Source organism: Arthrobacter sp. AL12, assembly GCF_029960645.1.
Classification (GTDB): domain Bacteria; phylum Actinomycetota; class Actinomycetes; order Actinomycetales; family Micrococcaceae; genus Arthrobacter.
In genome coordinates, this window is the sequence record NZ_JASBQY010000001.1 from 418,673 (window position 1) to 440,180 (window position 21,508).

General features: G+C 68.2%; 21 protein-coding genes. 9 read left to right on the plus strand and 12 right to left on the minus strand.

Annotation, left to right across the window (positions count from 1 at the left end; translation table 11 throughout):
* Nucleotides 1-26: 26 nt before the first annotated feature.
* Entirely contained in the window at nucleotides 27-899 is an 873-nt protein-coding gene (locus tag QK291_RS01985; protein WP_282378603.1) for an HAD family hydrolase, read from the minus strand.
* Between the two features lie 134 nt (nucleotides 900-1,033).
* Entirely contained in the window at nucleotides 1,034-2,314 is a 1,281-nt protein-coding gene (gene serS, locus QK291_RS01990; protein ID WP_282378605.1) for a serine--tRNA ligase, read from the minus strand.
* 78 nt (nucleotides 2,315-2,392) lie between these two features.
* Between serS and QK291_RS01995 the strand changes: the two genes are divergently transcribed.
* A complete protein-coding gene (locus QK291_RS01995; protein WP_282378607.1) occupies nucleotides 2,393-3,457 on the plus strand; it encodes a diacylglycerol kinase family protein in 1,065 nt (354 codons plus the stop codon).
* Here the strand turns inward: QK291_RS01995 and QK291_RS02000 are convergent.
* From QK291_RS02000 to QK291_RS02010, 3 genes are all read right to left on the minus strand, one after another.
* Nucleotides 3,454-3,690 carry a hypothetical protein gene (locus QK291_RS02000; protein ID WP_282378610.1) on the minus strand — a complete coding sequence of 79 codons (237 nt, stop codon included), beginning with the start codon at nucleotides 3,688-3,690 and terminating at the stop codon, nucleotides 3,454-3,456. The genes QK291_RS01995 and QK291_RS02000 overlap by 4 nt on opposite strands.
* A 93-nt stretch (nucleotides 3,691-3,783) precedes the next feature.
* On the minus strand, nucleotides 3,784-4,764 hold the full coding sequence (gene pheA, locus QK291_RS02005; RefSeq protein ID WP_282378612.1) for a prephenate dehydratase: 981 nt from the start codon (nucleotides 4,762-4,764) through the stop codon (nucleotides 3,784-3,786).
* An 18-nt stretch (nucleotides 4,765-4,782) separates the two neighbouring features.
* On the minus strand, nucleotides 4,783-5,109 hold the full coding sequence (locus QK291_RS02010; protein ID WP_282378613.1) for a rhodanese-like domain-containing protein: 327 nt from the start codon (nucleotides 5,107-5,109) through the stop codon (nucleotides 4,783-4,785).
* A gap of 384 nt (nucleotides 5,110-5,493) precedes the next feature.
* On the opposite strand from QK291_RS02010, the gene QK291_RS02015 reads away from it, so the two are divergent.
* From QK291_RS02015 to QK291_RS02030, 4 genes are all read left to right on the plus strand, one after another.
* Complete coding sequence (locus QK291_RS02015; RefSeq protein ID WP_282378614.1) at nucleotides 5,494-6,933, plus strand: amidase; 1,440 nt, start codon at nucleotides 5,494-5,496, stop codon at nucleotides 6,931-6,933.
* A gap of 90 nt (nucleotides 6,934-7,023) precedes the next feature.
* Nucleotides 7,024-8,136 carry an alcohol dehydrogenase catalytic domain-containing protein gene (locus QK291_RS02020; protein WP_282378615.1) on the plus strand — a complete coding sequence of 371 codons (1,113 nt, stop codon included), beginning with the start codon at nucleotides 7,024-7,026 and terminating at the stop codon, nucleotides 8,134-8,136.
* Nucleotides 8,137-8,323: 187 nt separating this feature from the next.
* Nucleotides 8,324-9,793 (plus strand): peptide MFS transporter, encoded by a 1,470-nt coding sequence (locus QK291_RS02025; protein ID WP_282378616.1) that lies wholly within the window; start codon nucleotides 8,324-8,326, stop codon nucleotides 9,791-9,793.
* A 92-nt stretch (nucleotides 9,794-9,885) separates the two neighbouring features.
* Complete coding sequence (locus QK291_RS02030; protein ID WP_282378617.1) at nucleotides 9,886-10,188, plus strand: hypothetical protein; 303 nt, start codon at nucleotides 9,886-9,888, stop codon at nucleotides 10,186-10,188.
* A gap of 55 nt (nucleotides 10,189-10,243) precedes the next feature.
* Here QK291_RS02030 and QK291_RS02035 read toward each other — a convergent pair whose 3' ends face one another.
* Nucleotides 10,244-10,852, minus strand: coding sequence for a DUF4190 domain-containing protein (locus tag QK291_RS02035; protein WP_282378619.1), 609 nt, complete (start codon nucleotides 10,850-10,852; stop codon nucleotides 10,244-10,246).
* A 138-nt stretch (nucleotides 10,853-10,990) separates the two neighbouring features.
* Between QK291_RS02035 and pgm the strand changes: the two genes are divergently transcribed.
* Complete coding sequence (gene pgm, locus QK291_RS02040; RefSeq protein WP_282378620.1) at nucleotides 10,991-12,664, plus strand: phosphoglucomutase (alpha-D-glucose-1,6-bisphosphate-dependent); 1,674 nt, start codon at nucleotides 10,991-10,993, stop codon at nucleotides 12,662-12,664.
* A 96-nt stretch (nucleotides 12,665-12,760) separates the two neighbouring features.
* On the opposite strand, the gene QK291_RS02045 is transcribed toward pgm, so the two are convergent.
* Nucleotides 12,761-13,924 (minus strand): GGDEF domain-containing protein, encoded by a 1,164-nt coding sequence (locus QK291_RS02045; RefSeq protein ID WP_282378622.1) that lies wholly within the window; start codon nucleotides 13,922-13,924, stop codon nucleotides 12,761-12,763.
* A gap of 345 nt (nucleotides 13,925-14,269) precedes the next feature.
* Nucleotides 14,270-14,875, minus strand: coding sequence for a malonic semialdehyde reductase (locus QK291_RS02050; RefSeq protein ID WP_282378624.1), 606 nt, complete (start codon nucleotides 14,873-14,875; stop codon nucleotides 14,270-14,272).
* A gap of 216 nt (nucleotides 14,876-15,091) precedes the next feature.
* On the opposite strand from QK291_RS02050, the gene QK291_RS02055 reads away from it, so the two are divergent.
* Nucleotides 15,092-16,429 (plus strand): solute carrier family 23 protein, encoded by a 1,338-nt coding sequence (locus QK291_RS02055; protein ID WP_282378626.1) that lies wholly within the window; start codon nucleotides 15,092-15,094, stop codon nucleotides 16,427-16,429.
* A 130-nt stretch (nucleotides 16,430-16,559) separates the two neighbouring features.
* Here QK291_RS02055 and QK291_RS02060 read toward each other — a convergent pair whose 3' ends face one another.
* On the minus strand, nucleotides 16,560-17,078 hold the full coding sequence (locus QK291_RS02060) for a hypothetical protein (RefSeq protein ID WP_282378629.1): 519 nt from the start codon (nucleotides 17,076-17,078) through the stop codon (nucleotides 16,560-16,562).
* Nucleotides 17,079-17,145: 67 nt separating this feature from the next.
* Nucleotides 17,146-18,045 (minus strand): SDR family oxidoreductase, encoded by a 900-nt coding sequence (locus tag QK291_RS02065; RefSeq protein ID WP_282378631.1) that lies wholly within the window; start codon nucleotides 18,043-18,045, stop codon nucleotides 17,146-17,148.
* Nucleotides 18,046-18,329: 284 nt separating this feature from the next.
* On the opposite strand from QK291_RS02065, the gene QK291_RS02070 reads away from it, so the two are divergent.
* Nucleotides 18,330-18,803 (plus strand): DUF6328 family protein, encoded by a 474-nt coding sequence (locus QK291_RS02070; RefSeq protein WP_282378949.1) that lies wholly within the window; start codon nucleotides 18,330-18,332, stop codon nucleotides 18,801-18,803.
* Nucleotide 18,804: 1 nt separating this feature from the next.
* Nucleotides 18,805-19,515 carry a DUF6766 family protein gene (locus QK291_RS02075; protein WP_282378633.1) on the plus strand — a complete coding sequence of 237 codons (711 nt, stop codon included), beginning with the start codon at nucleotides 18,805-18,807 and terminating at the stop codon, nucleotides 19,513-19,515.
* A gap of 34 nt (nucleotides 19,516-19,549) precedes the next feature.
* Here QK291_RS02075 and QK291_RS02080 read toward each other — a convergent pair whose 3' ends face one another.
* Complete coding sequence (locus tag QK291_RS02080) at nucleotides 19,550-20,674, minus strand: glycerate kinase (RefSeq protein WP_282378636.1); 1,125 nt, start codon at nucleotides 20,672-20,674, stop codon at nucleotides 19,550-19,552.
* A gap of 64 nt (nucleotides 20,675-20,738) precedes the next feature.
* A complete protein-coding gene (locus tag QK291_RS02085; protein WP_282378952.1) occupies nucleotides 20,739-21,482 on the minus strand; it encodes a glycerophosphodiester phosphodiesterase in 744 nt (247 codons plus the stop codon).
* Between the last annotated feature and the right edge of the window lie 26 nt (nucleotides 21,483-21,508).

The following is a 21,508-nucleotide window of genomic DNA, read 5'->3' on the forward strand; positions in this document are numbered from 1 at the left end:
TCCGGGCCCGGAGCAGCCGTCCGGGCCTAGAGCAGCAGGCTGCGCAGCACATGCGCGGCGCCGTCGTCGAATACCGAGTGGGTGACCTCGTTGGCGGCGGCGATGACTTCCGCGGGTGCCTGGCCCATGGCCACCCCGCGGGCGGCCCAGGTGAGCATCTCGATGTCATTGCGGCCGTCGCCGACGGCGACGGTGCGGTGCGCCTCGATCTCCAGCCGGCCGCGGAGGTGCTCCAGGGCGCTGGCCTTGGTCACGCCGGCGGCGGCGATGTCCAGCCACGCCGTCCACCCCACCGAGTAGGTCACGCCGGCCAGGCCGATGTGCCGGATGGCGGTGTTGAACTCCTCGGGTGTGTTCTCGGCGCTGAAGACCACCACGCGGACCGCGGTGGCTTCCAGCATGGTCTGGAAGTCGACGCCGATTGCCTCCACGCCGAAGCTCATGTCCTGGAAGCGCTCGGTGGAGAGGAAGTTGCCGTCCTCATCCTCCAGCGCGTACTTGGCCGAGGGCAGCCGTTTGCGCAGGGCCCGGAGTGCGGGGCCCGGGTCGAAGGTGGCCTTGTGCACGATCTCGTAGCCGTCCGGCAGGCCGGAATCCAGCCGCAGGGTGACCCCGCCGTTGGAGCACACGGCATAGCCGTTGTCGATGCCGATATGCTCGATGATCGGCAGGGTCGCGTTCAGTGAGCGGCCGGTCGCGATGGTGACGTGGTGGCCGGCGGCCACGACGTCCTGGGCGGCCTCCCGGACGGGAACGGACATGTGGCCGTCGTGGTCCACGAGGGTGCCGTCGACGTCGAGAGCCACCATCAGCTTGTGGGCTGCGGTGGTTCCGTTGTTCCGGGTGTTGTCTCGCCGGTCATCGTTGCCGGCGACTGAGGATTCAGTCAATGTTGTCATCTCACAAGTAGAGCAGACACCCCCGGGCCGCCGCTAGGACGCAGGCCACAGCGTCCGGTGAACCCGGGGTGAACAGCTGTTGACGCCCATGGCCCCGCGGCACGTTGCGGGGGCATGGGCCGGGAAACGGCGGCTCAGATGACGGGGAAGACCGTCATGCCGCCGAGGTACTTCTGCAGGGCCTGCGGGATGTTGACGGAGCCGTCCTGGTTCTGGTGGTGCTCCAGGATGGCGACGATCCAGCGGGTGGTGGCCAGGGTGCCGTTGAGCGTGGCGACGGCCCGGGTGCCCTTGGGCGCCCCGTCCTCGTTCAGCACCCGTTCGCGGATGTTGAGCCGGCGCGCCTGGAAGGTGGTGCAGTTGGAGGTCGAGGTCAGCTCGCGGTAGGCGCCCTGCGTCGGGACCCAGGCCTCGCAGTCGAATTTGCGGGCGGCGGAGTTGCCGAGGTCCCCGGCGGCGGTGTCAATGACCCGGTAGGGCAGTTCGCACTTGGCCAGCATCTGCTCTTCCCAGGCCAGCAGCCGGGCGTGCTCGGCCGCGGCCTCCTCGACCGTGGTGTAGATGAACATCTCCACCTTGTTGAACTGGTGGACCCGGATGATGCCGCGGGTGTCTTTGCCGTGCGAACCGGCCTCGCGGCGGTAGCAGGAGCTCTGCCCGGCGTAGCGGACCGGGCCGGCGGACAGGTCCAGGATCTCGTCCGCGTGGTAGCCGGCAAGGGCCACTTCGGAGGTGCCTACGAGGTAAAGGTCGTCCTCGGCGAGCCGGTAGATCTCGGCGTCGTGCTTGACGTCGAACCCGGTGCCCTGCATGGTTTCCGGGCGCACCAGGGTCGGGGTGATCATCGGCACGAAGCCGGCGTCGATCGCCTGCTCCATGGCCATCTGCAGCAGCGCCATTTCCAGCCGGGCTCCGGCGCCGCGCAGGAAGTAGAACCGGGAACCGGAAACCTTGGCGCCGCGCTCCATGTCGATGGCGCCGATCAGCTCTCCGATTTCCAGGTGGTCCCTGGGCTCGAAGTCCGTGAATTCGCGGGGGGCGCCGACGGTCTTGACCACAACGTAATCGTCTTCGCCGCCCGCCGGAACGCCGTCCTCGATGAGGTTGGGGATGGCGCGCAGCAGTTCCTCCTGGGCGGCCTGGGCGACGTCGGCCTCGGCGGACGCGGCCTTGACCTCGCCCGCGAGGACCTTGACCTCTGCCAGCAGGGCCTGCTTTTCCTCGCCCTTGGCCTGCGCCACCTTCTTGCCGAAGGCATTCTGCTCGGCCCTGAGGTTTTCGAAGCGGATCAGTGCGGTACGGCGGGCCGAGTCCGCGGCGATGATCGCGTCCACCACGGACTCGTCGGCGCCGCGGGCGCGCTGGCTGGCCCGGAACTTGTCCGGATTTTCGCTGAGGTCTTTTACGTCGATCACCTGACAAGACTATCCAATCCGGCCGCCGTTCCCGGGCAATCCGGGCGTCGTCCACCAGCGGGATAGTGTTGGAGCACAATGCGCGACTGGCCGCTCTACCTCGTCCTCGCTGGAGTCCTGGCGTTTGCCGTCTCCAGTTGGTGGGGAGTGCGCAAGCTCAGGGCCCGGCACACGCGCAGCGCCGTGTGGGAGGAAACGCACAGCCCTGGGCTGGGCCAGCAGAAGGTCGCGGTGGTGATGAACCCGATCAAGGCCCGGTCGGATGAGGCCCGCACCCTGATCGAGAGTGCGTGCTCAGCGGCCGGCTGGGTGCCGCCGCGGTTTTTTGGCACCACCGCCGAGGACCCCGGATTTTCGCAGGCGCGGGCCGCCGTCGAGTCCGGCGCCGACGTCGTCCTCGTGGGCGGCGGTGACGGCACGGTGCGGGTCGTGGCGGACATTCTTGCGGGCACGGACATCGCCATGGGCCTGATCCCGCTCGGCACCGGCAACCTGCTGGCCCGCAATATCCACCTCGATGTGGGCGACCTGCACGGCAGCGTCCAGACCGCCTTGTTCGGCCATCAGCGCTTTATCGATACGGCCCGGATGAGGGTGGAGAACTCACGCACCAACGAGTCCACGGATTACACCTTTCTGGTCATTGCCGGCATTGGCATGGACGCAGAGGTGGTGGGCGACACCAGCGACGGGCTGAAGAAGGCTGTGGGCTGGCTGGCCTACACCGAAGCTGGCGTGAGGCACCTCCCCGGCCGGCGCAAGCGGGTGTCCATTTCGCTGGACGACCAGCCCGAACAGAGCCGGAAGATCCGCAGCGTCCTGTTCGCGAACTGCGGCCTGATTCCCGGCGGGATCGACTTCATCCCCCAGGCCATGATCGATGACGGCATGCTGGACGTTGTTGTGATGAGCCCGCGCAGCGCGATCGGCTGGCTGGCGATGTATTGGAAGATCGTGCTGAAGCACAAGAGAAACCTGCCGGTGATGACGTATTACCGCTCCGGGAAGATCGTCATCAGCTGCGCTGAGCCGATGCCGACGCAGGTCGACGGCGATCCCACCGGTCCGGCCACGAAGGTCACCGTGCAGGTTGCCCCCGGCTCGCTGCTCGTCCGGGTCAAGGACGGCACCGAGGGAGATTAGGCGCTGGCTTCCTTAGCGGCGGCTTCCTTGTGCGCATCTGCGATCGTCTTCGCCTCCGCGGCGGCCTTGGCGGCACGCGCCTCGGACTGCTCGCGGATCAAGGCCTGCTCCTCTTCGAAACGCAGCCGGTCCGCACGGTCGGCGTCGTCGCCGTCCCAGTCCTGGTTGTCAGCGGTCGGCTTGGGATTGACGATCATTCCCTGGCCGTCATTTTCAAGGCTGGTGTTCGCCATGACCTGCTCCCTCTGTAGAGGACTTCCCCAATATGGATCAGGCAAGCATACGCACAGTCTCCGAGGGGCGGAAGTGCCGGATGTGGCATTTGTCTACGCTGTGGGCGAAGCCCTGGAGATATATTCCGGCACCACGGATGCCCCGGACAGTATGTCTCTCACCCAGGCATGTGCCGCCCGGAAAGCCTGGTCGGAGGTGTGCGGCTCCACGACGGTCCGGTGCCCGTCGGCGCGCCCGTAGGAACCCAGGAAGCGGGTGGCCGGGCTGATCCGGTGCAGGCCCGCCAGGGCGTCCGCGACACGCGCATCGGCCACGTGGCCGTCGGCGTCGATGCTGAAGAAGTAATGGCCAAGATACTGGCCGGTGGGCCGCGACTCGATCCGGCTGAGGTTCACGCCGCGGGTCGCGAACTGGTCAAGAATCTCCATCAGGGCACCGGGGCGGTCTTCCGGCAGCGGAACGACGACGGTGGTCTTGTCCGCACCGGTGGGCTCCGGCAGTGCGCCGGGCCGGCCCACCAGCACAAACCGGGTGACCGCACCGGGGTTGTCCCCGATGTTCTCCGCGAGCACTGCGAGTCCGGGCTGTTCGGTGGCCACGATCGGGGCACAGATCGCAGCTTCGTAGTGCGTGTCGCCCTCCAGGAGCCCCATGGCCGCCGCGGCCGTCGAGGAACCCGGAATATATTCTGCATTAGGAATATTCTTCTCGGCCCACAACCGGCATTGCGCCCAGGCGTGGCCGTGGGTGGAGATCCGGCGAATGTCCTCGATCCGGGTCCCGGGCCGCGCCACCAGTACGAAGCTGATCGGCACGAGGGCCTCGCGCAGGATCCGCAGCTCCTGGCCGGTGGCGATCGCGTCCAGGGTGGCAGTGACGCCGCCCTCCACGGAGTTCTCGATCGGCACCATGGCCGCGTCCGCCGAACCGTCGCGGACCTTGTCCAGGGCCGTGTTGACGTTCGTCGACGGGACGCGGATCGCGTCCGCCGCACCGGGTACCTGCATCAGGGCTGCCTCGGTGAAGGTGCCCGAGGGTCCGAGGAAGGTGTACGTGAAGGGTGTTGCGGGCATCGGCGCTTCTTTCTTCAACTACAGGATGACGGGCTTGAGTCCGCTGTCGGACACCAGGGGCATTCCGGTTTCCAGCCACTGGTCCATGCCGCCGGCGACGTTCAGGGCGGAGTACCCCTGACCGGAGAGCCACTGGACCGCCCGGAAGGAGCGCCCCCCGGTGCGGCAGATGACGTAGAGGTCCTCGTCGGGATCGAGCTCCTCGAGCCGGGCCGGGAGCTGGTCCAGGGGGACGTGCAGCGCCCCGGGGGCGTGGCCCGCGACCCACTCGTAGTCCTCGCGGACGTCAAGGATCCTGGCCCCTTCGGGGATGCCGGACACGGTCACGGTGTCAAAGTCGCTCATGGTCGTCCTTCCGCGGAATGCATGGTCTGCCTCCAGCGTATCGCCAGCCGCCAGTGCCGCAGCCCTACCCGGCTGCAGGTTACGCTTCAGGGATGGCGCACAGGAGATCCCCGGCAGCTCACCGTCGCACGATTCCGGCTGCCCGCCCCCGGCATTGCGGGACATGCCCTCCCTTGGCCACGAAGAGTGGGCACAATGCCACCATGTCCACCCGCCTGCGCCAGCACTGGACATGTCCCCCGGAGCAGCACAGCCCGACCCGCGGGACATGCCCTCCCCCCGCCACGAAGACTGGGCACAATGCCACCATGTCCACCCGCCCGCGCCAGCACTGGACATGTCCCCCCGGACGGCGGACGGGAAGCGTCCTGGAGCCGCGCCACCGTGGCTGAAATCCACGAGCTCTCCGCCGTGGACCTCCGCGGCGCCCTCCGCTCGGGGGAGCTGTCCTCGCGGCAGGTCACGGGGCATTTCCTGGACCGCATCGCCGCGGAAAATCGGCACCTCGGCGCGTTCGTCACCGTCACCGCGGAGCAGGCCCTCCGGGACGCAGCCGCAGCGGATGAATCCCACGCCCGGGCCGCCCGGTCCGGGACCGAACCGGCGCTCCTGCACGGCATGCCGGTGGCCTTCAAGGACCTGACGGACGTCGCCGGAGTTGTCACGACGCACGGCAGCGCTGCCCTGGACCACAAGCCGGCACTGGCCGACGGCGCCCTCGTCGCGAGGCTCAAGAGCGCAGGTGTGGTCTCGCTGGGCAAAACACAGGTCCCGGAATTCGGACTGACCGCGTACAGCGAGAACCGGATCGGCCCGCCCTCGCGGAACCCGCACGCGCTCAGCCGCAGCTCGGGGGGATCCACCGGCGGCAGCGCCGCGGCGGTGGCCGCCGGGCTGATTCCTTTTGCCCCCGGCTCCGACGGCGGCGGTTCGGTCCGCATCCCGGCCGCTGCGTGCGGGCTCGTCGGACTGAAACCCGGCCGCGGGCTGGTCCCGGCCGGTGAAAGCACCGGTGATTCTGCCGGCCTGGTGGTGTCCGGTCCGCTGGCCCGCTCCGCCGCGGACGCGGCCCTGCTGCTTGATGCGATGGTGCCCGGGCCCTTGGATCCGTCCGCCCAGCCGGGCCCGGGCTACCTGGACCTCGCCGCCCAGGACCCGCCCAGGCTGCGGATCGGAGTGAGCCTGGACAGTCCCTGGCAGACGATATTCCCCTTCACCCCGGACCCCGAGTCGCTCGATGCCCTCGCCGAAGGCATCCGGCTGCTGGAGGCGGCCGGCCATGAAACCTCGGACGCCTCCATCCGCTACGACAACCGCTACCCCGCCGCCTTCACCACGGCCTGGACCGCCGCCGTCGGGGATGCCCGGATCGTTCCCCAACGCGAGGCGCTCCTGACCCCGCTGACACGCACGTTCCGGCGCCGCGCCCAGCAGCGCGGGCCCGCGAAACTCGCCGAATCCATCGGGTTGCTGCGCCAGTTCCAGCGGGACACCATCGCCCAGTACGCCGCGTGGGACCTGATGCTCATGCCGGCACTGGCCCAGACGCCCCGTCCGGTGGGCTGGTTCACCGGATCGGCCCACGGCGACGGGTACTGGCCGGCAGCCAACTGGACGGGGGATGCCGACGGCGACTACCGCAAGCAGTGCGAGTACGCGCCCTGGTCCTCCATGGTGAACGTGTGCGGGCTGCCCGCGATCAGCATTCCGGTGCACTGGACCGGCGGTGCCAGGGGCGCCGGACTGCCGATGGGCATCCAGCTGATCGGGCCGATGGGTTCCGAGGCGCTGCTGCTGCAGCTATCCGCGCAGCTGGGGTTTTAGCAGGCGCGGCAGTTGTACGGTGGACATGACCAGCCGGGCAGTGCCACCGCCCCGAAACCAGCCGAGCTGGAAACGACACGAGAGGGATCGATGAAGATCACCGGTGCAGTACTTGAGGAAATCGGCCGCCCCCGCCCGTTCGCGGACTCCCGGCCCATCACCATTTCCGAGCTTGAGCTGGCAGGCCCCGGACCCACCGAGATCCTGGTGCGGATCGAGGCCGCCGGCATCTGCCACTCGGACCTGAGCGTGGTGGACGGCAACCGGGTCCGCCCGGTGCCGATGCTGCTGGGGCACGAGGCTGCCGGACGCGTCGTCGAGGTCGGCTCGGACGTCACGGACCTGGTGCCGGGCCAGCGCGTGGTGATGTCCTTCCTGCCCCGCTGCGAACAGTGCGCGAACTGCGCCGAGGACGGCCGGCTCCCCTGCACCGCGGGTTCGAAGAGCAACGGCGACGGGACCCTCCTGCACGAATCGATGCGCCTGGACCGCGACGGCGAAAAGATCTACCACCACCTGGGCGTCTCCGGTTTCGCCACCCACGCCGTGGTGGACCGCGCCTCGGCCGTCGCGGTCGGCGATGACGTCCCCGCGGACGTCGCCGCCGTCCTGGGCTGCGCCGTGCTGACCGGTGGCGGTGCCGTCCTCAACGCGGCCCGGCCCCGGCCGCAGGACAGCATCATGATTGTCGGGCTCGGCGGCGTCGGCATGGCCGCTCTGATCACGGCGGTCTCCCAGGGTGTGTCACGGATCGTTGCCGTGGACACGCTGGACGAAAAACTCGAGCACGCCCGCCGCTTGGGTGCCCACGAAACGTACACCCCGCAGCAGGTCCTCGAGCAGGGCATCAAAGCCAGGTACGTCATCGAATGCGCGGGGAACCCGCGTGCGTTCGAAACCGCCTTCGCCGCGGCCGCCGCGGGCGGAACCACGATCACCGCCGGCCTGCCGCACCCGGACGCCCGCGCGCAGATCTCGCCGCTGACCGTCACGGCCGAGGCCCGGACCATCGTCGGCAGCTACCTTGGCTCCGCGGTGCCGTCCCGGGACATTCCCAAGTACGCCCAGCTCTGGCGGGAAGGAAAGCTGCCGGTCGAGGAGCTGATCTCGGCGCGCATCGCCCTGGCGGACATCAACGAGGCCATGGACCAACTGGCCGACGGGAAAGCGGTGCGCCAGGTCATCATGTTCGACGCCGGCTAGCCCCCCGGCCGCCGTCCGGCCCCGGCACCCCCGGTTGCGCTGTCAGATAATGCTGCCATTCCGGGTCCATGGCCGCGTTATCTGACAGCGCAACGGGCAGCGAACGGGCCCAAAACACCGGGCGCACGGCTTGCCGCGGGCCGCCGCGAATGTGACAATCCCGCGTCACACTGTCAGGATTAAGTAAATGAGCACTACTCATTTATCCCAGCCCACCGCGACATCGCCGGGCGACACGTCCTTTTTCGGCCACCCAAAGATGCTGGCCAGCCTCTTCTCCGTGGAAATGTGGGAGCGCTTCTCGTTCTACGGAATGCAGGGCATCCTGCTCTACTACATGTACTTCACGGCCGCCGAGGGCGGCCTGGGCATTGAGCAGGGCCTGGCCGCCGGCCTCGTCGGCGCCTACGGAGGCGGCGTCTACCTCTCCACCATCCTGGGCGCCTGGCTTGCGGACCGGCTCCTCGGTTCCGAAAAAGTGCTGTTCGGCTCCGCCGTCCTGATCATGGCCGGCCACATCGCCCTCGCCTTCGTACCGGGCATTCCCGGCCTGATCGCGGGCCTGGTGCTGGTCGGCGTCGGTTCCGGTGGCCTGAAGGCCAACGCCACCGCCCTGGTGGGAAGCCTCTACCGGGAGAAGGACGAACGCCGCGACGCCGGCTTCTCCATCTTCTATATGGGCATCAACGCGGGCGCACTGATCGGCCCGCTGGTCACCGGCTGGCTGCAGCAAAGCCACGGGTTCCACTGGGGTTTCGGCGCCGCCGCCGTCGGCATGGCCGTGGGCCTGGTCATCTACGCGCTGGGCCGCAAGAACCTGCCGGAGGAGGCGCACCGGGTGCACAACCCGCTGCCCGCCGAAGAGCGCACCCGGTACGGCCTGCGCTTCGCCGCAATCGCCGCCGTGATCGCCGTGCTGCTGGCCACCGGCATCGTCAATGCCGAGAACCTGGCCATGTCCATGGCCTACGCGGCCATCGGTGCGTCCGTGCTCTACTTCGCCCTGATCTTCAGCAGCAAGAAAGTCAACGGGACCGAACGCCGCCGGGTGGCGGCATTCATTCCGCTGTACATCGCCTCGGCCGCGTTCTGGGCCCTGTTCCAGCAGCAGTTCACCTTCATCGCCGTGTACTCGGAGGAGAAGCTGGACCGGAACCTGTTCGGCTGGGAAATGCCGGCCGCCTGGGTCCAGTCCATCAACCCGGTGTTCATCATCATCTTCGCCGGAGTCATGGCTGCCCTCTGGACCCGTCTGGGCCGCAAGCAGCCCGGCTCGGCGCTGAAGTTCTCGATCGGCCTCTTCGTCATGGGCCTGGCGTTCCTGGCCTTCATCCCGTTGGCCGGGGACGGCAAGACCCCGCTGCTGGCACTGGTGGGGATCCTGTTCCTGTTCACCCTCGCGGAACTGTTCCTGTCCCCCATCGGCCTGTCCGTGACCACCAAGCTGGCGCCGGCAGCCTTCCGCACCCAGATGGTGGCGCTGTTCTTCCTCTCCGTGTCGCTGGGCACCACGCTGGCCGGCATCCTGTCCGGACTGTACAACCCGGCGGATGAGCTGCCGTACTTCATCGGCATCGGCGGCACCGCCATGTTGGTGGCCGTTGGCCTGGCCACGGCCTCGCCGGCGATCAAGAAGCTCATGGGCGGCGTACGCTGAGCCGATGAGTGCGGGACGGCCGCGCCGCGGGCCTTGTGGGCTTCGACCTTGCCGGCCCCACCGCGGCCCTCTAGGACTCCTTCAACACCGCGATGCACTGGGTCCCGCTCGGCGATCCGGCCGGTGCGTGGCCGGGCTGGGAGTTGACCGACCCGTTCCGGCGGCTCCGGATCTTCGCCGGCGCCTATGGCTGGAGCCAGGACCAGCGGCGGCGCCTGCCGGCTCGCGGGGTCGAGGCGACGGCGCTGAGCCACCAGCGGATGGAACACAGCACCCGGGTCCTGGGCGGCGGCTGGGCGCAGATGTCGGACGACGGGTTCGGCGGCCTGATCCGCCGCCGCGGCTACTGGCTCGAGGCCAACGCCGGGCCGTTGTTGGTGGCGCTTACGGGCTGATTGCTGGTGGCTGGCGGTTGGCGGCGCTTACCGGCAAGGCCGCTGGCGGCCGAGCCTAGGCGCCGATGCCCCGGTAACTTGAGCTGCTGATGGCCAGCCCCACCGCGATGAGCACGAACACCAGGAGGGCCAGCGCGATCCCCACGTAACCGAGCACCAGGCCGGCAATGGCCATGCCTTTGCCGGACGGTTCGCGCTTGAGAGCCATGTGCCCGAGGATGACCGCCGCGAGCTGCGGCAAGAGGAAGAAGCCCAGCCCGATGAAGGCGGCGATACCGCAGCACAGGCTGGCGATGCTCAGGCCCTTGGGCTCCGGGGGCAAGCCGTAATAGGCCGGCTGGCGGTAGGCGTTGAACGGGGTGCCCGGCTGGCCATACTGAACCGGCGCGTCAAACTGCTGCTGCCCGTAGGGCTGCTGGGCTTGGTCGCCGTAGGGCTGCTGGGCTCGGTCGCCGTAGGGCTGCTGGGCTCGGTCGCCGTAGGGCTGCTGGCCGTAGGGCTGCTGCGTGGCCGTGCCTTCCGGCTTGCCGAACGGCTCCGTGGGCTGGCTGTAGTCGGCGGCCGGCCGGCGGTACTGCTCGCCGGACTCCTGGCCGGGAATGTACGACGGCGGCTGGTAGCCCTCCGGCGTCCCGTCCTTCTCCGGTTTCGGCTGGTCAGTCATGCTTTTCCCCCTATAAACGTCTTTGGGTTTCAGCCTACCGCCGTCCCGTTGCGAAGAGCAGGATATTTTCCTGCGTCACAGGGGCCGTAATGCGCGGAAAATATGTTGCCTGCAACGCGGGTCTGGCATGCTGGTGCAATGGCTAGCCGCGCGGGCACTGTTGCCCAACCCCAAGACCTTGTTGATCTCACTGCGCTCCTGGATGCGTACTACGACGTTTCCCCGGATCTTGGCGACCCCGGCCAACGGGTGGCCTTCGGTACCTCCGGGCACCGGGGTTCGAGCCTGAAAGCGTCCTTCAACGAGCCCCACATCCTCGCCATCACCCAGGCAATCGTGGAGTACCGGGCGGGCCAGGGCATCACCGGGCCGCTGTACCTCGCCAAGGACACCCACGCGCTGAGCGAACCGGCCCAGAATTCCGCCCTGGAAGTCCTCGCGGCCAACGGCGTCAACGTGCTGGTCGACGCCCGCCACGGCTACACCCCCACTCCGTCGCTGAGCCACGCCATCCTGACGCACAACAACAATTCCCCCGCAGGGGCTCCGCAGGCGGACGGGATCGTGGTGACCCCCAGCCACAACCCGCCCGGCGACGGCGGTTTCAAGTACAACCCCCCGCACGGCGGACCCGCCGACTCGGACGCCACCGGCTGGATCGCCAACCGCGCCAACGAACTGCTGGAAAACGGCCTGCGCGGGGTCAAGCGGTTTCCCATCGCCGAGGCCCTCAGCGCCGACAGCACGGGCAAATTCGACTTCCTCAGCAGCTACGTGGACGACCTCCCCTCCGTCCTGGACCTCAATTCCATCCGCGAGGCCGGCGTCCGGATCGGCGCCGACCCGATGGGCGGAGCGTCGGTGGACTACTGGGGCGAGATCGGCGAACGCCACCACCTGAACCTCACGGTGGTCAACCCCACCGTCGATCCGCAGTGGGCCTTTATGACGCTCGACTGGGACGAAAAGATCCGGATGGACTGCTCCTCGCCGTCGGCGATGGCCTCGCTGATTAACAGGATGGCTGTTGGTGCGGACGGGTCCGCAGCCTTCGACATCGCCACCGGCAACGACGCCGACGCCGACCGGCACGGCATCGTCACGCCTTTTGTTGATGGACGGGGCGGGCTGATGAACCCGAACCACTACCTCGCCGTCGCGATTGACTACCTGTACCGTCACCGGACCGGGTGGAACCCGCAGTCCGTGATCGGCAAGACCCTCGTCTCGTCCTCGATCATCGACCGTGTAGCCGAAAGCCTGGGCCGGAAGCTCGTTGAGGTGCCGGTGGGTTTCAAGTGGTTCGTCCCCGGGCTGCTGTCCGGCGAGGGGGCGTTCGGCGGCGAGGAGTCCGCCGGCGCTTCGTTCAACAAGATGGACGGCAGTGTTTGGACCACGGACAAGGACGGCATCCTGCTGGCGCTGCTGGCCTCGGAGATCACGGCCGTCACGGGCAAGTCGCCGTCGCAGCTGTACAAGGGCCTCACCGACCAGTTCGGCGATCCCGTCTACGCGCGGATCGACGCCGCTGCCACGCGCGAGCAGAAGGCGGCCCTGGGCAAGCTCTCGCCGTCGGACGTCACCGCCACCGAACTTGCAGGTGAAACCATCACCGCCAAACTGACCGAGGCGCCGGGCAACGGGGCAGCGATCGGCGGGCTCAAGGTCGTCACCGAGAACGCCTGGTTCGCGGCCCGCCCCTCCGGCACCGAAGACGTCTACAAGATTTACGCCGAGTCCTTCAAGGGCGCCGAGCACCTCAAGCAGGTCCAGGCCGAGGCCAAGGCGCTGGTTGACGGGGTCATTTCCTAGCCGCCCCGGCTGAATCCTTCAGGCACCCGCCCGCGGGCGGACTCGTTCAGCCCGCGGGCGGACCTGTTCGGGCCGCCGGCCGGGACCTCCGCCCGGTCAGGCCGAGTCTTCCTCAAGACCGCCGGCGAGGACGGAGCGGTCCCGGCCCAGGGTCTTGGCGCGGTAGAGGGCGGCGTCCGCGGAGCCGATCATGGCGTCAAGGTCCACCCGGCCTGGTGCGGTTGAGGCGATGCCATAGCTGGCGGTAGGCAGGCGCGGGATCACTAGCGACGTCGAGGCCTGCATCCGGGCGCTGATGTCCGAGGCGATTTCCCCGGCCCTTTCGGGCGTCACGCCCGGCAGGAGGATGATGAATTCCTCGCCGCCGTAGCGGCCCACAAGGTCGGAGGAACGGACAGTGGTTGTGCAGGCGTCCGCGAACGCCTGCAGCGCGGCGTCGCCGGCCGAATGGCCGTACTCGTCGTTGATGCCCTTGAAATGGTCCAGGTCCGCCAGGATCAGCGACGCCGTGGTCCTGGCCCGGTTGAGGCGGCGCAGTTCGTTCTCGGCGAGGTCCAGGAAAGCGGTGCGGTTCAGCAGCCCGGTGAGCCCGTCCACTGTGGCGCGGGAGCGGAGGTCCTGGGTCTGTTGCTCGTAGCTCAGTTCCGCCATGGTGAAGGACGCCACCACCATGATCACGGCCGAACAGATTGTCATCGGAACGGATCCAAAGACGGTCAGGAACACCGCCCCGTCGCGGCCCTCGAGCACGAATGTGGCGAAACGGCCCAGATAGAACGTGGCGAGGAGGCCGGATCCCACGGCCAGGGTGAGGTGCACGCGCGAAAAGTGCCGGTCCAGCAGGAACAGTTCCCGGCAGCCGAGGCCGATCAGCAGACCCATGAATCCCAGATAGGCCGGGCCCCCTGACCACACATTGGTGGCCGGCTGGTCCAGCACCGACGCCACGGCGGTGATGGCGGGCCCGGCGGCAAGATACCAGATTTTCGGCACCGTAGTCCGCAGCGAACGCGCGCCCGCCCAGATGCTGGCCGCGCCCGCCACGAGCAACACGTTCCCGAGGGGGTTGGTCCAGACCTGGTGTGGCGTGCCGTCCATCAGGTAGGCGGCGTTGCCGGAAAGAAACAGCAGCAAGGCCAGGCACCACCAGCCGGTGTAGGTTGAACGCGTCCGGCGGAAGGTGATGAAGTAGAACAGCAGCAGCAGTGTCAGATCGACCACCGCCAGGGCGACACGCAAGGTTGCAATGTCAAGCATCATGTAGTGGCCCCCCGGTCCGCTCGCAGTAGCCCGCTTTGCGTCGAATCCGTGACGCAGTGACCTTAGTATTGCACCCCGCGGCTTGGAAGTGTGACCGCGGTCGCGTACGCGACGCCGGCGGGGGCCGGACCCCTCGAAAGGGCCCGACGGCCCTGTGTAATCGGCCTCTAAGCGGACTAAACTGGGAAGCGGCCCCGGATGCGGCCTTGCGCTCAACCGCACAAATGCGTCCCGAGTGCCTCCGGCCTGTCCCCCATGGTGCCGGAGGCACCTCCGCGCCAGCCCAGCGCCGCAGGCACCTCCACGTCCGCCTAGCACCCCAGCGGATCAGACTGATCAGACTGATCAGACGGTGCGGACGACGTCCTCATAAGCGAACTTCGGCTTCGCCGCGCCCCAGGCGTCGGCCGCGGGCTGGCCGATGTTGACCACGAGGAAGCTCTTCTGGCCGCCGCCGGGGAAGAACGCCGCGTCAATCGCGGTGAAGTCCGCGCCTGTCATGGGTCCGGCGGAGAGGCCAAGGGACCGGACGGCGAGGATGAAGTAGCCGGCCTGCAGGTGGGCGTTGTTGTTGCCGGTGGCCGCGGCGAGGTCCGGGGCGGCGTCGTACATGGCCTTCGGTGCGTTGTAGCCGGGCAGGAAGTTGTCCCACTGGTCCTGCCAGGACGTGTCGTAGCTGAGGACGGCGACGAGGGGCGCGGACGCGGTCTTGGCGCGGTTGCCGTTGGCGAGAGTCTCGACCAGGGCGGCTCGGGCCTCCGCGGACCGGACGTAGGTCACGCGCAGCGGCTGCGAGTTGAACGCGGTGGGACCGAACTTGGTGAGCTCGTAGATCGCCCGGGCCTGCTCGTCGGTGACCTCGCCGGTGAAGGTGTTGGGGGTGCGGGCCCCGGCAAAGATGGCGTCCACTGCGGCGGCGTCGATTACTGCTTCGTCATGGGCGACGGTCATGAGCGTCCCTTTCGCTGGGCGTGCCCGCCGGGGGCGGCGGCCACTGGTTCCTGTCTATGGTTGCAACTTCAACTGATGCGTCCTGCTTCCCGTCTCGCCCCGTGATGTCCGGCACAGCGGCGCCGGCGGCGACGCATGCCGGAAACACCGGCGCGGTAAAGTTGCTCCGGAAGATTCCTTCCCGCCCCGCCACACATTCTCTGAAAGGCCCCGGCAATGAGCATGCTCGGTACTAAATGGAAGCTCCACGGCAACGGCAAGGCCATCCGCCCGGGCGAGGTTGTGAAGCCGGATGAGCGCCTCGCCTGGCCGCTGACCATTGGCGTCGGGATGCAGCACGTTGTAGCCATGTTCGGCGCCACCTTCCTGGTCCCGATCATCACGGGCATGCCGCCAGCCACCACTCTCTTCTTCTCCGGCATCGGCACGCTGCTGTTCCTGGTCATCACCAAGGGCCAGGTGCCGAGCTACCTCGGGTCCAGCTTCGCGTTCATCGCACCGATCATGGCCTCGCAGCAGCAGTACGGCGTCGCCGGCGCGCTCGGCGGCGTGGTGCTGGCTGGCGTCGGGCTGGCGATCATCGGCGCGGTGGTGCAGAAATTCGGTGCCGGCTGGATCAACCGCCTGATGCCCCCGATCGTCACGGGCGCCATCGTGGGGCTGATCGGCCTCAACCTCGCGCCCGCAGCGAAGAACAACTTCGACGCGGCCCCGATCACGGCCCTCATCACCCTGGCCACGATCATCGTGGTCAGCGTCTTCTTCCGCGGCATCCTGGGCCGGCTGAGCATCCTGGTCGGCGTCGTGGTCGGCTACATTGCGGCGATGATCCGCGGCGAAGTGGACTTCTCCAAGATGGACGCCGCCGCCTGGGTGGGGCTGCCGTTCTTCCAGACCCCCGAATTCCACCTCGGCGTCGTTGGCCTGTTCGTGCCGGTGGTGCTGGTGCTCGTGGCGGAGAACATCGGCCACGTGAAGTCGGTGTCCGCCATGACCGGCCAGAACCTCGACGGCGTCTCCGGGCGCGCGCTGATGGCCGACGGCGCCGCCACCGTGCTGGCCGGCATGGGCGGCGGCTCCGGTACCACCACCTACGCGGAAAACATCGGCGTGATGGCCGCGACCAAGGTCTATTCGACGGCGGCCTACTGGGTGGCAGGTGTTTTCGCCGTGGTGCTGAGCTTCTCACCGAAATTCGGCGAACTCATCGCCACCGTCCCGGCCGGCGTGCTGGGCGGCGCCGCGACGATGCTTTACGGCATGATCGGTGTCCTCGGCGTCAAGATCTGGGTGCAGAACAAGGTTAATTTCTCCAACCCGATCAACCTGACCACCGCCGCCGTCGCACTCATTGTCGGCATCGCCGACTACACCTGGACCATCGGCGACCTGGTGTTCACCGGCATCGCCCTCGGCTCCGCGGCGGCCCTGGTGATCTACCACGGCATGAAGGCGATCGCGAAGGTCCGCGGCACGGTTGCCGAGCCGGAAACGGAAGGAATCGTGGCCGCAGCCACGGCTGCCGCGAAACGCCCGCCGAAAAAACGCCGCTAACGGCCTGCCTACTGCTAACCGCCTGATCGCTGCAGAGGCGCCGCGGCGCGCCCCCGGTGCAGCGAAGGCCGGGTCCCGGACACCACGTGGGTGAACGGGACCCGGCCTTCGCTGCTTAGGTGGCGGGCTTTTAGCCGGCGTCGAAGGCTTCCTCGTCGTCGCCGCGGTCCTTGGGGGACTTGTCATCCGGCAGGTCGGTTCCCGATCCGTCCGGCAGGCCGGCCGCGTCCTGGCCGGGCTCCGAGGAGAACGGCCGGCCGGCGTCGGGCTCTTCGGTGTTGGTTGCGTCCATCTCGGCCTCCGAGGACGGCACCTCTGCCTCGGAATTCTCCGAGGCATCCGAGTCGTAGCCGGGGGTGGTGGTGGCGTTTTCCGAACTCATTTGTTCCTCCGTTCCTCCGAAGCGTCCTGCTCCGGGTTCTCCTGCACTGTCTTGGTCTTCGGCGCCGAACTGGCTCAGGTCAGGGGCGCCGGCCGGGTAGGTTTCCCCGTCCGGGCTGTCCTGGCTGAGCCCTGCGGCGTCGAAAGCTTCTTCCTCGCGGGGCTGGGCGAACTTCTTCGTGTCCCCGCCGGGCACTTCCTGCTCAGCGGTGGGGGTTCCGTACCCGCCGGCTTCTTCGATCGGCTCCTGCTGTTTCTCGTGGGTCATGCTGTTCCTTCCGTGCTGGGGTGAACTGCGTGGTTTCTTGGGTGTGCCGTAAATGCGCGACGGCGGCTCAGAGGCCTTTGCCGCCCGTGACGGGCAGGACGGCGCCGGAAATGTAGGAGCCGTGGTCGGAGGCCAGCAGCACGTAGGCCGGCGCGAGTTCCGCCGGCTGTCCCGCCCGCTGCAGCGGGGTGTCCTGCCCGAAGGACGGCAGCTTCTCGGGCCATTCGGTCGCGGGGATCAGCGGCGTCCAGATGGGGCCGGGCGCCACGGCGTTGACGCGGATCCCCTTCGGGCCGAGCTCCTGGGCCAGCGCCTTGGTGAAGGCGACCTGGGCGGCCTTGGTCATGGCGTAGTCGATGAGCTCGGGCGAGGGCTTGAACGCCTGGATCGACGCCGTCGTGATGATCGACGCGCCCGTCTTGAGATGCGGCACCGCCGCCCGCGCGGTCCAGATCAGCGAGTAAAGGTTGGTCTGGAAGACCCGTTCGAACTCCTCGGTGGGGAGGGATTCGAAGCTGTCGCGGTTCTTCTGGTACGCGGCATTCAGCACGACGACGTCCAGGCGGCCGAACTCGGCGAGTGTGTCGTCCACGATTCGCGTGGCGAAATCCTCCCGGCGTCCGTCGCCGGCGATCAGCAGCGCCCTGCGGCCTGTTTTGCGGATCCACGCGGCGGTGTCCTGGGCGTCCCCTTCCTCTTCCGGCAGGTAGGAGATGGCGACGTCGGCTCCCTCGCGGGCGAACGCGATCGCCACGGCTTTGCCGATCCCGGAGTCCCCGCCGGTGATCAGCGCCGCCTTGCTCTCTAGGGCGCCGCTGCCCTGGTAACTCTCCTCGCCGTGGTCCGGCTGGGGGTCCATGGGCGCGGTGAGGCCGGGCTGTTCCTGCACCTGCTCCGGGAAGGACCCGGAGTAGTAGCCGCCCCGGGGGTCGCGCGGCTGGTCCTGCTGTTTGCTTGAATCACTCATAGTCCACCTACCCAATATGTCGGATTTCCAGGGGCTGCTCCCCGCGCCGCGGGCGTTGGCCCGGACGTGTGAAACCGACCCACGAACTAAACAAATCCCACCCTACCCGGAAATTCATCAGCACCCTTAGTAAACCGCTTGAATTACGCAAAGCTCAAGCCTAGGTTGAGTGTTAACTGCGCCCGCAGCCTGATCCTCACTCACCGGAGGTCCCAGTGTCCTATCCAGAGTCTGCGTCCGCTCCGCAAGAGCCCCGCACGGCTGATTCCGCGCCGAAACGTTCCCTGCAGGACAGCAGGAACGAGTCCGCCGTCGAAAAGCTGGACCGGAACTGGATGGAACTGCTGCAGGAGCTGCGCGTGCTGCAGACCGGCGTGCAGATCCTGGCCGGATTCCTGCTGACCCTGCCCTTCCAGTCCCGGTTCGAGACGCTGGATGATTTCCAGACCACCCTCTACTTGGCCAACGTGACCGTGGCGGCGCTCACCACGGCACTGATCCTGCTGCCCGTGAGCGTCCACCGCCGCCTGTTTCGACTGCATCTCCGGGCGGCCCTGGTGTCCAGTGCGGACAGGATCGCGAAGGTTGCCCTGGCCGGCATCGGACTCCTCAGCGTCGGCACCACGGCGCTGGTTTTCAGTGTCACAGCGGGCCGGGCGGCGGGGGTGGCTGCCGGTGCGGTACTGCTGTCGGTGCTGCTGATCCTGCTGGTGTACGTGCCGAGCAGACTCCGCCGGCAGGCCGAGCAGGAGAACTGAGATGACCAGCGCCGCAAGCCGCCAGAGCAGCACCCAGCCGGAACGGACCGCGGGCGGGTGGGTGAAAAACCACGGCCTGCTGCTGGCGAACATCATCCTGTTCGTGCTGTTTTTTGGCGGCATGGTCATCAGCGGAGCCGCCGAGTACAGCGAGGACCAGCTGGTCCACGGCGGGCCGGGTGTGACGGTGCTTGAGTATCTCGGCACCGGGGCGTTCGTTGAGGCGACTTTTGAGAACTGGGAGTCCGAGTTCCTGCAGATGGGTATGTACGTCATCCTGACGGTTTTCCTTTTTCAGAAAGGATCCTCGGAGTCCAAACCAGTGGGCCGGGCTGCCCCGCAGGACGGGGACCCCCGGGATGCGCCCCTGAAGGCCTCCACTCCGTGGCCGGTGCGGCGCGGAGGCTGGGTCCTTAAGCTCTATGAACACTCCCTGTCGATCATGTTCCTGCTGCTGTTTCTGGCTTCCTTCGCCCTCCACGCCCTCGGCGGCAGCGAGGAATACAGTTCCGAGCAGCAGAGCCACGGACAGCCGCCGGTGACCGTGCTGGCCTACCTGGCCACGAGCCGCTTCTGGTTTGAGTCGTTCCAGAACTGGCAAAGTGAATTCCTGGCCGTCGCTGTCCTCGTCGGCGCCTCGGTGTACCTGCGCGAGCGGGGCTCCCCCGAATCAAAGCCCGTCGCGGAGCCGCACTACGAGACAGGCGCCTGAGCGAAAGGCACCTGAGGGACGGGTGCCTGGGCGCTCAGGCGCCCTCGAGCACCTGGCTGGTGGCCCGGGCGAGGTACTTTGCGGCGTTGGCTATGGCGTCGTCCGGGCTCCCGGCCATGTCCAGCAGCTGCGCCGCAGCCACCACACCGTGCTTGGCGAGGTCCTCCGGGGTGACCAGGATCCGTCCCGCGACCATAATCACGGGAATGCCGCGGCTGTGGGCGGCGTCGGCGAGCGCGATCGGCGCCTTGCCGGCCAGCGACTGCGAATCCAGCGAGCCCTCACCGGTGATCACGAGATCCGCCTCCGCGAGTTTCTCGGCGAGTCCTGTGAGTCCGGCGACCAGCTCGAAGCCGCCTTCCAGCGCCGCGTTGCTGAAGGCCAGGAACGACGCCGGGAACCCCCCGGCCGCCCCGGCGCCAGGGACGTTGACGTCCCGGCCGGTGAATTGGCGCAGCACCGACGCCCAGTTGCGGAGTCCGGCGTCGAGCAGTTCCACGGCGTCCTCGTCGGCGCCCTTCTGCGGGCCGAACACGTGGGCTGCGCCGTCGCCGCCAACGAGCGGGTTCTGCACATCGACGGCGATCCGGATCGTCACCGAGCCCAGCCGCGGGTCGAGGCCGCTGGCATCGAGCCGGGCCACCTCGGCGAGCGAGCCGCCGCCCAGCGGCACCACATTGCCCGCGGCGTCGAGCGGTTTGAGGCCCAGCGCGCGCAGGGCGCCGCTGCCGCCGTCGCTCATGGCCGAACCGCCCAGGCCCAGCACGATTTCCGTCGCCCCGGCGTCAAGGGCGGCGGCAATCAGCTGGCCGCAGCCGTAGCTGTGCGCGCGCAGGGCGTTGGCCGGGGTGGGTTCCATGTGCGCGAGCCCGGAGGCCTGCGCGGTTTCAATCACGGCGGAGGCCCCGCCGAAGGCGTCCTTCCGGATGGCCCAGGCGGCACCCACCGGCGCCAGGATCGGGCCCACAACAGCGTTCAACCGCTCCTCGTATCCGGCGGCGACGGCCGCCTCGAGGGTTCCTTCGCCGCCGTCGGCCACGGGAAACTGGATGGCCTCGGCGTCGGGATAGACGCGCAGGGCCCCTTCGGCGATGGCGGCGGCGGCTTCGGCGGCGGTAAGGGAGCCCTTGAATTTGTCCGGGGCGATCAGAATGCGCATGGGTCCATCCTGCCAGTCCCGGCGCCGGGTCCGGTGATCGCCCGCAAAGCTGCACGTCCGGGCGTCAGCCGCTCCAGCCGCCGCGTTCCTGCAGGACTTCCTTGAGCAGGTCCGCGCGGTCGGTGACGATCCCGTCCACCCCGAGGTCCAGCAGCCGGTGCATTTCCGCGGGGTCGTTGACGGTCCAGACATGCACCTGCAGACCGTGCCGGTGGGCGCGCCGGACGAAGCCGGGTGTCACCACTGTCACGGCTCCGTAGCGCACCGGAACCTGCAGGGCGTCGACACCGCCGAGCGCACGTCCGGCCGTGAGGCGCAGCAGGGGTGCCGGGAGCACCGGTCCGAGCAGGACGAAGAGGGCGCTGGAGACGATGCCGGCCGAGCTCGCGGCGGGACGGCTCAGCTGCTTCAGCACGGCCCGGCGCCGGCGGTCCGAGAAGCTGGCGATCAGGACGCGGTCGTGAAGGCCGAACCGTTCGATCGCCGCGGCCAGGGTGTCCACGGAATTCCAGTCCTTGACGTCGAGATTGAACCGGACGTCCGGGAAGGCCGTGGCGAGTTCCTCAAAGAGCGGGATGGGCTCCGCGCCGCCGATCCTCGCCCGCGCCACGGTCTCGGCCGGGAGTTCCGAGATCCGGCCGCGGCCGTCCGTGATCCGGTCCAGGGTTTCGTCGTGGAACAGCAGCAGGACGCCGTCGGCCGTAGTGTGCACGTCCGTCTCCAGGTGCCGGAAGCCCAGTTCGACGGCGGCGCGGAACGCCGCCATGGAATTCTCCAGACCGTCCCGGGAGAAGCCCCGGTGCGCCATGGCCACGGGACGTCCCGGACCGTCAC